Below are 12,691 nucleotides of genomic sequence, written 5' to 3'. Positions count from 1 at the left end.
GGTTGGCTATGCTGGATCCACGTAGAACCCCATCTTGATTCATCTCCATGCCTGACTCTTTTTCGCCTGCTGCCGCTCCCCCCGGTGAGGCTGAGTCTTTGGGCGATAGGGAGTCCAATCCCGATCTGCTCACAGCTTCCTACGACTACACCCTCCCTCCAGATCGGATTGCGCAAACGCCGGTGGAGCCCAGGGATCAGGCGCGGATGCTGGTGGTGTACCCGGATAGGCACGAGCATCGCCGCTTCTGCCATCTGCCTGACTACCTGCAGGAAGGGGATCTGCTGGTTCTCAACGATACCAAGGTGATCCCGGCCCGCCTGTTCGGGGCTAAGGAACCCTCTGGGGCGCGGGTCGAAGTGTTGCTGCTGGAGCCTTGCCTGGAAGGGATCCCTGCCGCCGCCCAACCTCTGCCGGATCAGGCGTGGAACTGGCGGGTTTTGGTCAGGCCGGGCAAACGGGTGAAGGTGGGGGATCGGATTGGTTTTTGGAGCAAGCAGGGATCCCCCTCTGGGCTGAGGGCCACCATTCTGGCTTTGGATCTGGAAACCGGCGGGCGAGTGGTGCAGTTTGAGTGGGAGGGGGCACAGCCTTTTGAGGAAATCCTAGAGCAGGTGGGCCGGATCCCGCTGCCTCCCTACATCAAGGCTTCCGGATCCCCGGGCTCAGGACAAGTTCGCCCTGAAGACTACCAAACCCTCTGGGCCAAACACCCCGGCTCGGTGGCTGCTCCCACGGCAGGGCTGCACTTTACCCAGGAGCTGCTGGAGCGGCTGGCCCAAAAAGGGATCCAAACGGCCTACATCACCCTGAACATCGGCCTGGGTACCTTCCGACCGGTGGAAGCGGAGCGGGTAACCGAGCATCGTCTCCACAGCGAGTGGCTCAAGGTGCCGGCAGAAACGGTGGCAGCCATCCAAAAAGCCCAAGCCCGAGGGGGGCGGGTGATCGCGGTGGGAACGACTGTGGTGCGCTCTTTGGAAACCGCGGCAGCCTCTGGCACCTTGCAGCCTTGGCAGGGGAAAAGCGATCTATTCATCTACCCCGGCTACTCCTGGCGGGTGATTCAAGGACTGGTCACCAATTTTCATCTGCCCCGCTCCAGCCTGATGATGCTGGTGGCTGCGCTGATCGGGCGGCAAAGGCTGCTGGATCTCTACCGAGAGGCCGTCGACCAGGGGTATCGCTTCTATTCCTTTGGGGATGGCATGCTGATCCTGCCCTAGGGCTGGGGCTGACCTCCCTGGGATCCCTTGAAGGAACCGGCCTCCGCCTCTCCTTCAACTGGGGTCGAAGGACGGTCTTGCCCGCCGGCAAACCAGTTCCGGATGCGATCCCATTCCACCTGGTGGTAGCCGTCCACCGCCCAATTGGCCCGCCGCTGCAGCATGTGCAGAGGAAAGAAGGTAGCCAGCGCCAGGACTGGGATCCCTGCCGAACGGGCTGCCTGAATGCCGGGGTAGGTGGCCTCAATGCTCAAGCACTCCTGGGCAGGCAATTCCATCCGCTGCAAAAGCAGGCGGTGCAAGTGTCCTGGGGAAAGCATTGGGCCTGCATCATCCCCCGTCACTCGGTAGGATCCCCCATCGGTCAACCGCATCAGGGCCGGGCAGCATGGCTGGAAGCGCTCTAGAAAAGCGGCCACCTCGGCTGCCGATTGGCCGCACAGCAGGCCGACCTTCAGTTGCAGCCGCTCCAGCGTCTCCAAAGTTTCCGCCAAACCGGGAATGAGAGGCAATTCCCTCTGCCCCTGCAAAGCTTGCTGGTAGTATAGGGCCTTGCGTTTCAGCAGCTCTTCCAGCTGCTTGGGGTTGAGCACCCGCCCCTGCTCCCCCCACAGAGCCGGCAGGCGCTCTCGATCCGGTCGGCCCAGGTATTGCAGCCGGTAAAGCTCCCGCTGCCCAGGGGATCCCGACTTCGGCCAGCACAGGTTCCAGGGGCGCAGGTTCTCTTCCACCAGCAGTTGGTTGATGGCCTGTAGGTGCAGGCTCTCGTCATCGGCCACCACCCCACTCCAGCTCAAGATCACCCCTTGCAGCCCCATATGGGCGACATCACCCTCTGCTAACGACCGCAACCCAACTGCCGGATCCCTGCTTCAGATCACAGCAGATGGCTTGTCTATCCATTTTGAACGCGACGCTCGAACTCTTCGCGGGTGGCGTCCACCAATTGCACCGCCTCTGGATAGAGCTGAGGATGGTTTTGCTTCAGCCAACTGAGCACCCGCGCCAATTGAGCTGCACACAGATCCAAATCCGCTTGAAAAATAACCGCCGCTGCCATGTGCTGGGCATATTCGGGCGGGTGGCCTTGCTGCGCCAGCTCCGCCGTCAAAGCGGCCAAGGCCTGTTGGCGAACTGAGGGCAGTGAACTTTCGGGAGAAGACATAGGCCAAGCCCTTCAAGCGGGAGAGTAGCGGCGCAAGGCCAGCGTGACGTTGTGCCCACCAAACCCAAAGGCATTCACCAAAGCGGCCTCAACAGCCATCTGCCGCCCCTTGTGGGGGACAAAATCCAGCCCTTCGCACTCGGGATCGGGGTTGTCCAAGTTGAGGGTGGGAGGAACCCAGCCGTGGTGGATGGCCAAAGCTGTGGCCACCGTGGCAATGCCGCCCGCTCCCCCCAACAGGTGGCCGGTCATGGACTTGGTGGCGCTGATGGCTAAACGGGGGGCATGCTCGCCAAAGACCGACTTGATGGCCTGGACCTCGGCGATATCCCCTACAGGGGTGCTGGTGGCATGGGCATTGATGTGTTGCACATCCCCAGGCTGAAGCCCGGCATCCTTGAGGGCCAGCCGCATCGCCCGGGCCGCTCCCTCGCCGCCGGGGGCAGGGTTGGTCATGTGGTGGGCATCGCAGGTGAGGCCATAGCCGACTATCTCCGCATAGATCTTGGCCCCGCGGGCGCGGGCGTGCTCCAACTCCTCCAGCACCAGGATCCCTGCTCCTTCCCCCATGACAAAGCCGTCCCGATCCCGATCGAAGGGCCTACAGGCTTGCTCCGGGGTGTCGTTGCGGGTGGAAAGGGCCTTCATGGCACTGAACCCCGCCATGGACAAAGGGGTGACCGCCGCTTCCGTGCCACCTGTAATCGCCGCTTGCACCTCTCCCCTCTGGATGAGCCGAAAGGCATCGCCAATGGCGTTGGAGCCAGAGGCACAGGCCGTAACTGTGCAGGAATTGGGGCCTTTGGCGCCAAAATGAATGGCCAGGTGACCCGCAGCCATATTGGCGATCATCATGGGCACCATGAAGGGGCTACAGCGATCCGGCCCTTTCTGCAGATAGATGGTCTGCTGCTCTTCCAAGACGCGGATGCCGCCGATGCCGGTGCCCAAGATCACCCCCACTTGCTCAGCGTTGAGAGCGGTGATGCGAAAGTCGGCGTCCTCCAAGGCTTGCCGGGTGGCCGCCATCGCCAGGTGCACAAAGCGGTCGGTGCGCTTGACATCCTTGCGATCCAAGTAGTCGAGGGGATCAAATCCCTTCACCTCTCCGGCAATACGGCAATCGTGGCGGGAGGCATCAAAATGGGTAATCGGCCCAATGCCGCAGCGCCCTGCCAGCAGGCTCTGCCAAAACTCGGCAGGAGAGTTGCCGATGGGGGTGACCGCGCCCAGCCCCGTAATCACAACGCGGCGGGTTGGCCTGAGAGCAGTGGCGGGATCCAGAGTAGCCATCGTCCGGTGTTAGCCCAGGGGTATGGAGGCAGATTAGGCAGCTTTCTTCGAGAGGATGTAGTTGACAGCGTCTTGCACGGTGGCGATCCTTTCTGCATCTTCATCGGGGATCTCCAGGTCGAATTCCTCTTCAAAAGCCATGACCAGCTCCACCGTATCAAGGCTGTCGGCCCCCAGGTCGTTCTGGAAATTGGCTTCTGGGGTCACTTTGTCATCTTCCACGCCCAGTTGATCGGACACGATCTTGCGAACACGGCTATAAACTTCGTCTGCGCTCATGCTTGGAATCCCAACTCTCGATTCAGCGTGTCTTGGCCGGGCCAACCAGCGGCCAATGAAGCAATCCCTATTGTATCGGACAATGGATCCCCTCTTGTGAGCAGCCTCACCTGCATTGGCTGCTGCGGCCAGGGTATGGGAATTGGGCGGCAGCCTTTTCGGTTGTGGGAAAGAAAAGCTAGTATAGTCCACTGCGTCTCTACCACTGGATTCTAAGGAGAACTTGCTTCCATGCCCCGCGCTTACGAAACGATGCTGATTGTGCGTCCTGATCTGTCAGATGAACCCCTCGAACAACTGCTCAGCAGTCAGGAGGCAATCCTGCGAGAGAACGGAGTAACCCACGTGGAGATTACCAATAGGGGCAAGCGCCGCTTTGCCGGGTTTGAGATGAAAAAGTTCAAGGAGGGTCTGTACATCCAGTTCAACTACGAAGCCGAACCCAATGCGGTGGCTGCCTGGGAGAAAAACCTGCGCATCAACGAGAGTGTGCTGCGCCACATGACTCTCCGCGTCGGCTAGGTTTGACGGCATCCTGGCCTGCGGGCATGATGGAAGTGCCCTGAGCTGCCCCTTATCCCTGGATGGCTCCGTTATGAACTCGATTGTGTTGATGGGCGAGGTTCTGTCTGAGCCGGAGCTGCGCTACACCCCTGATAACTTAGCTGTTGCGTCCTTGGTGATTGGCTTTCCCAGCTTGCGCCCGGATGAGCCGCCCTACCGGGTGCGCGTTTCCTCTTTTGGAGAACTGGCCAAAAGGGTGGTGGACACCTGCCATGTGGGCGACCAAATCACAGTGGAAGGCCAACTGCACATGAATGTGGTGGAGCGAGATGGGCGCAAGGAAAAGCTGGCCGAGATCACCGCGCGCCGTGTCCATCAGCTGGGATCCGCTCGCGTTCTCTCCCTGACGGGGATGGGCGAACCGGCGATTGTGGAATCCTCTGAGGGGGATGTGGTTTCCCCACCGGAGCCGGACGATCTCCCGTTCTAACGGTTGCGAGACTTGCCGGGATCCCCCATGTCTCAGGAACTTGCTGCGGGTGAACCTTTGGGATCCCTGCGGGTCATCGGCTACTCGGTGCAGGGGCGTCCCATTCACCTTTGGCAGCTCACCCAAGGGATCCGCTCCTTGCTGCTGCTCGGCGGGGTACACGGGGATGAGGTGGAGGGCTATGCCCTGATCGAGCGCTATGTGGCTTCTGGGAAATGGGGATCCTTGGCCGGGAAGGCGACCTTGTGGGCGATCCCACGCCTGAACCCGGATGGCTGTGCCTTGGGGCAACGGCTCAATGCCAACGGCGTCGATCTCAACCGCAATCTGCCCACCCAAGATTGGATCCCGGCCTCTCTGGAAGCTCGTTATCCGCCCGGATCGGCCCCAGGCTCCGAGCCCGAAACGCAAGTGTTGTTGACGAGTTTGGCCCGGATTCAGCCCCAGTTTATCCTTTCTGCCCACTCCTGCCAGGCGCACCCCTGCGTGAACTACAACGGCCCTGCCCTTGAGCTGGCCCAGGTGATGGCTGCTCGCAACGGCTTGCCCGTCGCCGCCGACATTGGCTATCCCACCCCCGGTTCTCTGGGCACTTGGGCGGGGCAGGAACGGCACATCCCAACCCTAACGCTGGAAATCCTGCGGGGCACTCCCCTCGATCAAGTCTGGCAAGAGCAGGCCGAGGCGCTGCAGGCGGTGTTGGAGTGGGCGGCCCAGGGCGATGCCTTCTGACCGGTGTCAAGATCTCTGAACTTTCGTTGCCAATCTGGTGGTTCATTCAAGATGTTCGGGGGTTTTCTCGCCCAAATCTTCTACAACACAGATAGGTACGAATGAGGGCAAAGAAGAAAGGAACTTTGAGTCGAAGGAAGATGGGTCGAATGAGTCAAAGTTAAGCTGCTTCTGTCTTGTGTCCCTCTGTTAGCCATCTGGAGGAAGCCAATATGTTCAGCAGGATTTTGGTGGCAGTGGATCGGTCGGAGCTGAGCCAGGGAGTATTTCAAAAGGCCGTCCAAGTGGCCAAGGCCATGCAGGCCCAGATGATGATTCTCCATGTTCTGTCTCAGGAAGAGCCGGGCGCCCCAGAGCCGCCGATGATCCTGGGGGTAGATTACAGCTCCACCATCAGCGCCGAGCTGTGGCAGTCCTACCGGGAGCAATGTGCCATCTTCGAGCAAAACCAGATGGACTACCTGCGCTCGCTGGTGGAGAAAGCGGCTGAGCACGGGATCCGCGCTGAGTACACCCTCAACTACGGCAACCCCGGTCGGGTCATCTGCGATCTGGCCCGCTCTTGGGATGCGGACTTGGTGGTGGTGGGCCGCCGCGGCCACTCCGGCCTGAGCGAGCTGTTTCTGGGCAGCGTCAGCAACTACGTGCTCCACCGCGCCCCCTGCTCGGTGTTGACGATACAAGGGGAAGCCCTGAAAAAAGCAACCCAAACCGCGGAGGAGAAGACAGCTACCTCTGCTGGCTAAGGCTCTAGGGACTCTAGGGCGAGGGAGTGGGATCTGGTCGCGTGAGTGGGGCAGAGTCCTTGCTCTCCGGCTGGCCTTCCAAGAGGCGATTCACTTCGGTTTCCAGGCTGTTGAAGGTGCTCAGCTCGATCACGGCAATGTCCGGCTGGCGGCTGCTTTGCACATAGGCCCGCAAGCCAGAGGCGGCCAAGCTCAGGGCCAAGGGATCCTGCTCGGCGTCAGGCTTGGGCTCAAAGGTCAGCCGTAGGTCGGGCTCAGACAACACCCTTTGGGCTTCCGCGTCGGCCTGTTCCACAAACTCCTTGGCGCGGGCAGCATTTAGGCTGGAGAACAGAGAGCTGAGATCCACAGGCTGGCCCGGTCGCTCCGGGTTTTCCCAGCGCAGCTCCAAGGATCCCTTCTCTGAAGGCCGAGGGGTGAGGGTGACCTTTTCCCCTTGGGATTCTAAGGTGACTTGGCCCACTTGGTTGGCGTTGAGGCGGGCAATGCGGTGATCCCGCAGCTCTTCCAAGTCAGAGCGGAGAATATCGGCGGTGGAGGTGAGCAAGGTGGCTACTGCCGGGTGCTCAGAGGTGATGACGTACACCTGGCCATCTTTCTCCGATCCCAAAGCGACGTTCAGGGTTTTGCCGCCCTCCAGCTCCACCGTCAGGCGGGCGGAAGGCTGCTCCAGGCCATAGGGGGCGAGCTCGTCTTTGGTCTCGGCGGGGAACTCCACGGCTTGCAGGCGAGACAAAGTATTGAGCAGACGATCGACGTTGAGGTCATCGGCAGGCAGCTCGCGGGGCTGGACAATCTGCCAAGTAAAGTGCTCCGCACCGCTGGCGCGAACGTCTTGCCGCTGCAGGCGAACAACTTCCGGCTCCGCCTCTGCCAACTGCACTTGCAGGGCCTTCACCTCGGCTGTATCAAACTGAAGCAAAGTCTTGTCCCGCAAAGCCAAGAGAGAGGGCAACAGGGATCCCTTCTGGGCACTGCTTAGAAGCACCACCTGTCCCCCTTCGGGCTGGGCGTAGAAGCCGGAGCCATCGAAGTTGTCGTTGCCGATGGCTAGGCGGTAGGGATCCCCTTCTTTGGGGAAAAGGGCGATTTGGTGTCGCGGCTGATCCAGGCCAAAAGCGGCCAGGTCAGTGACCCCCTCCAGAGTGATTTGGGGGGTGAGGCGGGAGAAGGTGTTGAGCAACTGCTCAATGGGGAAGTCCAGCGCCGCTGACTGAATGGGACTGACAATCCGCCAGCGGGATCCCTCTTCTTCCGGAGTGCGCTCCAAAAGGATTTCCAAGTGCTCCGCACCGCTGCCGCGAACGGGTTCCCCCTCTTTCTGTTGGCGGATTTCAATGCGGGCAATGGTATCGGTGGCAAAATGGAACAGCCGCGCTCGCTCCGCCTGTTGCTCCTGGCGCAGTTGCTGGATGTTGTCCAAGAGGAAGTAGCCCAGCAGACAGGCCACCGCCAAACCCAAAAGAACCCAGGTGGTTCGCTTGAACATACTGGACTCTCCTCCTACCGTCTTTGCCACCACAGGGCAGCTCCGGATCCCAGGGCCGCCAAGGGCAAAAGCACCGTCGATCCCAGCACCAGCCAGCGGAAGTTTTGACCGGTCAGGGTGAGACGGCGATCCGTGATGGATTTGGGGCGGATGGAGATCTGCTCCGTTTGCTCAGTCAGCCAGTTGAGGGTGTTCAAGAAGAGATCCCGGTTGCCCTGCTGCCGCAAGTTGCCGTTGAGGGCGAAGTTGACATTGCCGATCACCACCAGGCGGGCCTCCTGCGGGGATCCTGTGTCGGCCTGGTCGGCGTCCAAACGGCGGGTTAAAGCAACACCCAAGGTGAGGGGGCCGGGCTTGTCCTGATCCGGATCGAATTGCAAGGGGCCACTTTCCAGGTCAGGACTGGTCTCCCCCCAACTTTGCGGGCCGGTGCGCAGCAAGGGCGTGGCTTGGATCCCTTCGCGGGCTTCGGTTTCCACAGAGCGGGCCAGGGGGAACAGGGTCATTAGCCGCTGGGCCGCCAAGGGGGCGGTGATGGGGTGATCCCCGTAGGTAGTAACCAGGGCAACCGCCGGCCCTGTCCCCAACAGTTGGCTGACGCTGCTCACCTCAATGAGGATGTCATCCCCCAAGACCACGCCCCACTCTTCCAGCAAGGGATCCAGGCCGGCATCCACCCGCGGCCCGATCAGCAACAGCAGCCGTCCGCCTTTCGCCAGATAATCCTGCAGTTTCTCCACCTCGCCGGGGAACAAAGCCCGCTGTGGCCCCGCCAGCACCAGGACATTCGCATCCTCTGGGATCCCCGATTGCACCAAGTTGAGGGGCTCTACCCGATAGCCTTCCTGACCCAGGGCTGCCGCCGCCTGGGCCAGAGTTGGAGTACCTTCCCTCGCTTGCAGCCCCACTTCCCCGTGCCCTTGCACGAAATAGGCCAGCAACTCCCCTCGGTTGACCACTTTGGACAGGACGGGGGTCAGTTTGCTCTCCAGATCAGGGGCAGGGGGCTGAGGCAGTTGTTGCCGGCTTTCTCCGGCCTCCACCACCAGGGTGTTGTTCTGGGTCACCTGCAGCCGCTGAATGGTCAGGGGATCCCGGTTGGGATCCACAAACTCAAACTGGAAGCGGTTGGGGTTGAGGCGGCGATAGCGCTCCAGTTGTTCCCGCAGATTGGGATCCGGCGCAGTGGTGACCACCCAAACTTTGACCGGTTGCACCAATCCCTGCACCAATTGCCGGGTTTGGGGCGACAGGGTAAACAGGCCCTCCTCGGTGAGATCCAGCCGCAGGTCGTAGCGCACCGCCACCACATTCACCAGCACTAGAATGACGGCCATCGCCGCCACCGCCACCAGGATGTTGGCGTTGGTCTGGGTGGAACGCAAACCGAGGAAGACCCCCACCTCCTGCCGGTGGGTGATGCCCCAAGCCACCAGCAGGGCCAAACCTGTTGCCAGCATGCTCAGGGGCACAGCCGTCCAACCGGTGAAGGCGGATCCCACCACCAGGCCAATGGCGATGACGCCAATGCCCAGGATCCCTGTCCAGTCCTTTAACGCGCGCCAGTCCTTCATAATGCTCCGCACCGCTGCCGCAAACACCACACTCCTCCCATCTGACCTCAGCTCTGTTGCCAGCGCAGGCTTTCCACCGATTGCACCGTGGCAAACAGCCCCAGGACGATGATGCTCAAGAAAAGAATGAGGCTGCTGCTGCTGAGGATCCCTTGCACCCAGTTGCTGTATTGCTGCAGCAAAGACACATGCCGCAGCGTCGCGGCAATCCAGTTCTCCTCCTGGCCGGCTGCCGCGTCGATCACCCAGAGCAACAAAATCAAGCCAAAGGTGGCCACTGCTGCGATGAGGGTGCTGTCTGTCAGAGAAGAGATAAACAACCCCAAGGCCATAACGCTACCCGCCAGCAGGGTTAGGCCCACATAACCCATCAGGGTCAGGCGGTAGTCCACTGCCGGGTTGGCGCTGCTCAGCACCAGCACATGGTAGACCAGCGGCGGCAGCAGCAGCGTGATGAAAAACACCCAGACCGCCAACCATTTGCCCAGGGCCACCTCCAAGTTGGTGATGGGAGAAGTAGCCAGCAGCTCCATCGTGCCTCGCCGCCGCTCCTCGGCATAGGAGCTCATGGTGAAGATGGGCAATAGAAATAAGGAGAGGGTGCCCAAGAGGTTGAGAAACTGCTGTGACAGGATGGTGGCGGCGTCAAAAGGGTTCTCCTGGCCGAACTGGGCGAAAAGATCCACCTGCTGAGAAAAGCTGATCACCCGCACCAGAATATTAAAGAAGAAAAACCCCGCCAGTCCCCAAAACACCGCGGCCACCACATAGGCGATGGGGGAGGTGAAGTAGCCGCGCAGCTCTTTGCGAAAAATGGCAACCACTCCGTTCATGCCGCTTCCTCCAATGCGCCCTCAGATCCCTCTTGCGTAGTGAGCTGCAGGAAAATCTCTTCCAAAGAAGCTTGAGGACGGCCTATCTCGTAGAGGTCGATCCCCGCCTGCACCAGCGCTTTGGCTGCCTCCGGGATCCAGCCGTCCGCGGCAGCGTTGCTCTTGAGCTGCACCTGCCAGCGGGAGGGATCCGCCGCCAAGGGCTGTAGGCTCACCACCTCCACTTGGGGCAAAGGCTGCAGGGCCGTCCGGATGGCCATTGCCTCGGTTGCCCCCACCACCAGCTTTGCCTGCTGCCGATCCTGGAGCTGGGCTGTCAGCTCGGCAGGCGTGCCAATGGCCGCCACCTGGCCGCGGTTGATGATCACCACTCGGTCGCAGGTCATGCTCACCTCGGGCAGGATGTGGGTGGAGAGGATGATGGTGTGCTCCCCCGCCAGGCTCTTGATGAGCTTGCGCACCTCGATAATCTGCTTGGGATCCAGCCCAATGGTGGGCTCATCCAGGATGATCACCGGCGGGTCGTGAACCAGAGCTTGGGCGATGCCCACCCGCTGCTTAAACCCCTTGGAGAGCTTGCGGATGAGGGTGTGGCGCTTTTCTTCCAGGCTGCACCGCCGGATCGCCTCGTCCACCCGCCTGGGCCGATCGCCAGCGCTGACCCGCTTGATCTGGGCCACAAAGTGCAGGTACGCCTCCACCGTCATGTCGGGGTAGAGGGGTGGGTTTTCCGGCAGATAGCCAATGCGCTGCCGCACCGCCATCGAGTTTTCGTGAACATCAAACCCGGCCACCCGCGCCGTCCCCTCGCTGGCAGGCAGATACCCCGCCAAAATGCGCATGGAAGTGGTCTTGCCAGCCCCATTCGGCCCCAAAAAACCCATGATCTCGCCGGCGTTCACCTGGAAGGAAACATCGCGGATGGCAGTGAAGCTGCCGTAGGTTTTGCTCAGATGCTCAACTTCGATGGCACCCGCGGTTGCACGAGCAGTGGGTAAACCTGTCATCAGCAACTCCTAACCTAGAGGGTCAGCAGCGATTAGCAAACGGTCCAAGGCCGAGTTACCCCTATTCCCAAAGAGGACAAATGTCGGGAAGCAGGCTCGGGCAAGAAGGCGGGCAACAGCGCTGAGGCCACATGCCAACTTAGCATAGCGACGGCGAGGATGAGTCGAGGGAACTGGGATCCCTTTCCCCCTTTTGGTGGGGATCCATCGGTTGGCTAGTCGGCAGGGCTTGTGAGGGATCCCCACTGTTCCAGTCCCAGAACCCGGCTCTCCCCTGGACAGGCCGCCACCACCTCCCCAATGGGGAAGGCTTCGGGGAGCAGGGATCTCACCTGATTTTCCGCCTCAGGGGGGATCACCAGCACATAGCCCACCCCCAGGTTGAAGGTGCGGAACATCTCCAAGGTCTCCACCTGGCCCTGTTCTTGGAGCCAGAGAAACTCCTGTGGGATGGGCCAGCTATGGGGCTGCAGCCGTGCCGCTTGGTTCGGGGCCAAACAGCGGGGCAAATTTTCCGGGATCCCGCCGCCGGTGATGTGGGCCATGCCGTGGATGGCGATCCCTGCTGCCTGCAGCCGCTGCACCGCCTGGACATAGATGCGGGTGGGGGTGAGGAATACTTCCGCCAAAGGCCGATCCCAGCCGGGTGGCCGGTGATCCCAGCGCCAGCCCCGGTCGGCCACAATCCGCCGCACCAAGCTGTAGCCGTTGCTGTGCAGGCCGCTGCTGGGCAAAGCCAACAACCGATCCCCAAGCTGTACCCGCGACCCATCCAGAATGGCCGCCTTCTCCACAATTCCCACACAAAACCCGGCCAGGTCGTACTTCCCAGGGGGATAAAACCCCGGCATCTCCGCCGTTTCCCCCCCCAGCAGTTGGCAGCCCGCTTCCTGGCAGCCCGCCAAGATGCCATCGATCACCTGCCACAGGGCTTCTGGCTCCAGCTTGCCAGTGGCCACATAGTCCAAGAAAAACAGCGGCCGGGCCCCCACCGTCAGCACGTCGTTGACGCACATCGCCACCAGATCGACGCCCACCCCCCGGTGCTGACCCCACTGCTGGGCAATGTCCAGCTTTGTCCCCACCCCATCGGTGCCCGCCACCAACACCGGCGCTTGATACCCCGTCGGCAGCTCAAACAGACCGGCAAAGCCGCCGATGCCGCCCAAGGTTCCTGAAGAACCTGAGGACGGAATTTGAATCCGTTCAACGCGCTCGCGGATCCCCCTGACAAAGGCGTGGCCCAGATCGATGTCAACCCCTGCTGAGCGGTAGTCCAAAATGCCAAAACCCCTTACGCTATCAAGACTTGAGCTCCTGTGTCCGACCGTACAAACGGGTCAACTCAGAAAC

General features: G+C 61.2%; 14 protein-coding genes. 5 read left to right on the top strand and 9 right to left on the bottom strand.

The features are described 5' to 3' along the window. The first annotated feature begins 47 nt into the window (after positions 1 to 47). The gene (gene queA / locus ACVWY9_RS01300; protein ID WP_457387274.1) at positions 48 to 1,226 is read left to right on the top strand and encodes a tRNA preQ1(34) S-adenosylmethionine ribosyltransferase-isomerase QueA; all 1,179 of its coding nucleotides are present in this window, start codon (positions 48 to 50) and stop codon (positions 1,224 to 1,226) included. Here the strand turns inward: queA and ACVWY9_RS01295 are convergent. The 4 genes from ACVWY9_RS01295 to ACVWY9_RS01280 all read right to left on the bottom strand — a co-directional run bounded on the left by ACVWY9_RS01295 (position 1,223) and on the right by ACVWY9_RS01280 (position 3,963). Continuing rightward, entirely contained in the window at positions 1,223 to 2,044 is an 822-nt protein-coding gene (locus tag ACVWY9_RS01295) for an HAD family hydrolase (protein WP_457387273.1), read from the bottom strand. The genes queA and ACVWY9_RS01295 overlap by 4 nt on opposite strands. A gap of 77 nt (positions 2,045 to 2,121) precedes the next feature. After that, the gene (locus ACVWY9_RS01290; RefSeq protein ID WP_414343277.1) at positions 2,122 to 2,391 is read right to left on the bottom strand and encodes a hypothetical protein; all 270 of its coding nucleotides are present in this window, start codon (positions 2,389 to 2,391) and stop codon (positions 2,122 to 2,124) included. 12 nt (positions 2,392 to 2,403) lie between these two features. Then, positions 2,404 to 3,684 carry a beta-ketoacyl-ACP synthase II gene (gene fabF, locus ACVWY9_RS01285; protein WP_457387272.1) on the bottom strand — a complete coding sequence of 427 codons (1,281 nt, stop codon included), beginning with the start codon at positions 3,682 to 3,684 and terminating at the stop codon, positions 2,404 to 2,406. 33 nt (positions 3,685 to 3,717) lie between these two features. Continuing rightward, entirely contained in the window at positions 3,718 to 3,963 is a 246-nt protein-coding gene (locus ACVWY9_RS01280) for an acyl carrier protein (protein ID WP_414343279.1), read from the bottom strand. 231 nt (positions 3,964 to 4,194) lie between these two features. Here ACVWY9_RS01280 and rpsF point away from each other — a divergent pair, with 231 nt between their 5' ends. The 4 genes from rpsF to ACVWY9_RS01260 all read left to right on the top strand — a co-directional run bounded on the left by rpsF (position 4,195) and on the right by ACVWY9_RS01260 (position 6,435). Next, positions 4,195 to 4,485: a 30S ribosomal protein S6 gene (gene rpsF, locus ACVWY9_RS01275; protein WP_011433268.1), complete on the top strand. Its 291-nt coding sequence runs from the start codon at positions 4,195 to 4,197 to the stop codon at positions 4,483 to 4,485. A gap of 73 nt (positions 4,486 to 4,558) precedes the next feature. Continuing rightward, on the top strand, positions 4,559 to 4,957 hold the full coding sequence (locus tag ACVWY9_RS01270) for a single-stranded DNA-binding protein (RefSeq protein WP_414332102.1): 399 nt from the start codon (positions 4,559 to 4,561) through the stop codon (positions 4,955 to 4,957). A gap of 27 nt (positions 4,958 to 4,984) precedes the next feature. Then, on the top strand, positions 4,985 to 5,689 hold the full coding sequence (locus ACVWY9_RS01265; RefSeq protein WP_414373697.1) for a M14 family zinc carboxypeptidase: 705 nt from the start codon (positions 4,985 to 4,987) through the stop codon (positions 5,687 to 5,689). A 212-nt stretch (positions 5,690 to 5,901) separates the two neighbouring features. Beyond that, positions 5,902 to 6,435 carry a universal stress protein gene (locus tag ACVWY9_RS01260; RefSeq protein WP_414343284.1) on the top strand — a complete coding sequence of 178 codons (534 nt, stop codon included), beginning with the start codon at positions 5,902 to 5,904 and terminating at the stop codon, positions 6,433 to 6,435. Between the two features lie 13 nt (positions 6,436 to 6,448). Here the strand turns inward: ACVWY9_RS01260 and ACVWY9_RS01255 are convergent, their stop codons facing one another. From ACVWY9_RS01255 to purM, 5 genes are all read right to left on the bottom strand, one after another. After that, entirely contained in the window at positions 6,449 to 7,924 is a 1,476-nt protein-coding gene (locus tag ACVWY9_RS01255; RefSeq protein WP_457387271.1) for a DUF4340 domain-containing protein, read from the bottom strand. A 14-nt stretch (positions 7,925 to 7,938) separates the two neighbouring features. Beyond that, positions 7,939 to 9,498 carry a GldG family protein gene (locus tag ACVWY9_RS01250; protein ID WP_457387270.1) on the bottom strand — a complete coding sequence of 520 codons (1,560 nt, stop codon included), beginning with the start codon at positions 9,496 to 9,498 and terminating at the stop codon, positions 7,939 to 7,941. Positions 9,499 to 9,545: 47 nt separating this feature from the next. Further along, the gene (locus tag ACVWY9_RS01245; protein ID WP_414343288.1) at positions 9,546 to 10,331 is read right to left on the bottom strand and encodes an ABC transporter permease; all 786 of its coding nucleotides are present in this window, start codon (positions 10,329 to 10,331) and stop codon (positions 9,546 to 9,548) included. Next, entirely contained in the window at positions 10,328 to 11,338 is a 1,011-nt protein-coding gene (locus ACVWY9_RS01240; RefSeq protein ID WP_457387269.1) for an ABC transporter ATP-binding protein, read from the bottom strand. The genes ACVWY9_RS01245 and ACVWY9_RS01240 overlap by 4 nt, the downstream gene beginning before the upstream one ends. 215 nt (positions 11,339 to 11,553) lie before the next feature. Continuing rightward, positions 11,554 to 12,618 carry a phosphoribosylformylglycinamidine cyclo-ligase gene (gene purM / locus ACVWY9_RS01235; RefSeq protein ID WP_457387268.1) on the bottom strand — a complete coding sequence of 355 codons (1,065 nt, stop codon included), beginning with the start codon at positions 12,616 to 12,618 and terminating at the stop codon, positions 11,554 to 11,556. Positions 12,619 to 12,691: the final 73 nt, after the last annotated feature.

The sequence above is a fragment of the Thermostichus sp. OS-CIW-31 genome (genome assembly GCF_054060305.1).
The sequence above is the reverse complement of the archived record's forward strand: the minus strand, read 5'-3'. Positions and strand labels throughout refer to the sequence as shown.

Coding starts and splice junctions, on each gene's coding strand:
- fabF (WP_457387272.1), bottom strand. CDS start 3,684: ATGGCTACTCTGGATCCCGCCACTGCTCTCAGGCCAACCCGCCGCGTT.
- ACVWY9_RS01295 (WP_457387273.1), bottom strand. CDS start 2,044: ATGGGGCTGCAAGGGGTGATCTTGAGCTGGAGTGGGGTGGTGGCCGAT.
- ACVWY9_RS01250 (WP_457387270.1), bottom strand. CDS start 9,498: ATGAAGGACTGGCGCGCGTTAAAGGACTGGACAGGGATCCTGGGCATT.
- ACVWY9_RS01240 (WP_457387269.1), bottom strand. CDS start 11,338: ATGACAGGTTTACCCACTGCTCGTGCAACCGCGGGTGCCATCGAAGTT.
- ACVWY9_RS01270 (WP_414332102.1), top strand. CDS start 4,559: ATGAACTCGATTGTGTTGATGGGCGAGGTTCTGTCTGAGCCGGAGCTG.
- rpsF (WP_011433268.1), top strand. CDS start 4,195: ATGCCCCGCGCTTACGAAACGATGCTGATTGTGCGTCCTGATCTGTCA.
- ACVWY9_RS01260 (WP_414343284.1), top strand. CDS start 5,902: ATGTTCAGCAGGATTTTGGTGGCAGTGGATCGGTCGGAGCTGAGCCAG.
- ACVWY9_RS01280 (WP_414343279.1), bottom strand. CDS start 3,963: ATGAGCGCAGACGAAGTTTATAGCCGTGTTCGCAAGATCGTGTCCGAT.
- queA (WP_457387274.1), top strand. CDS start 48: ATGCCTGACTCTTTTTCGCCTGCTGCCGCTCCCCCCGGTGAGGCTGAG.
- ACVWY9_RS01265 (WP_414373697.1), top strand. CDS start 4,985: ATGTCTCAGGAACTTGCTGCGGGTGAACCTTTGGGATCCCTGCGGGTC.
- ACVWY9_RS01290 (WP_414343277.1), bottom strand. CDS start 2,391: ATGTCTTCTCCCGAAAGTTCACTGCCCTCAGTTCGCCAACAGGCCTTG.
- ACVWY9_RS01245 (WP_414343288.1), bottom strand. CDS start 10,331: ATGAACGGAGTGGTTGCCATTTTTCGCAAAGAGCTGCGCGGCTACTTC.
- ACVWY9_RS01255 (WP_457387271.1), bottom strand. CDS start 7,924: ATGTTCAAGCGAACCACCTGGGTTCTTTTGGGTTTGGCGGTGGCCTGT.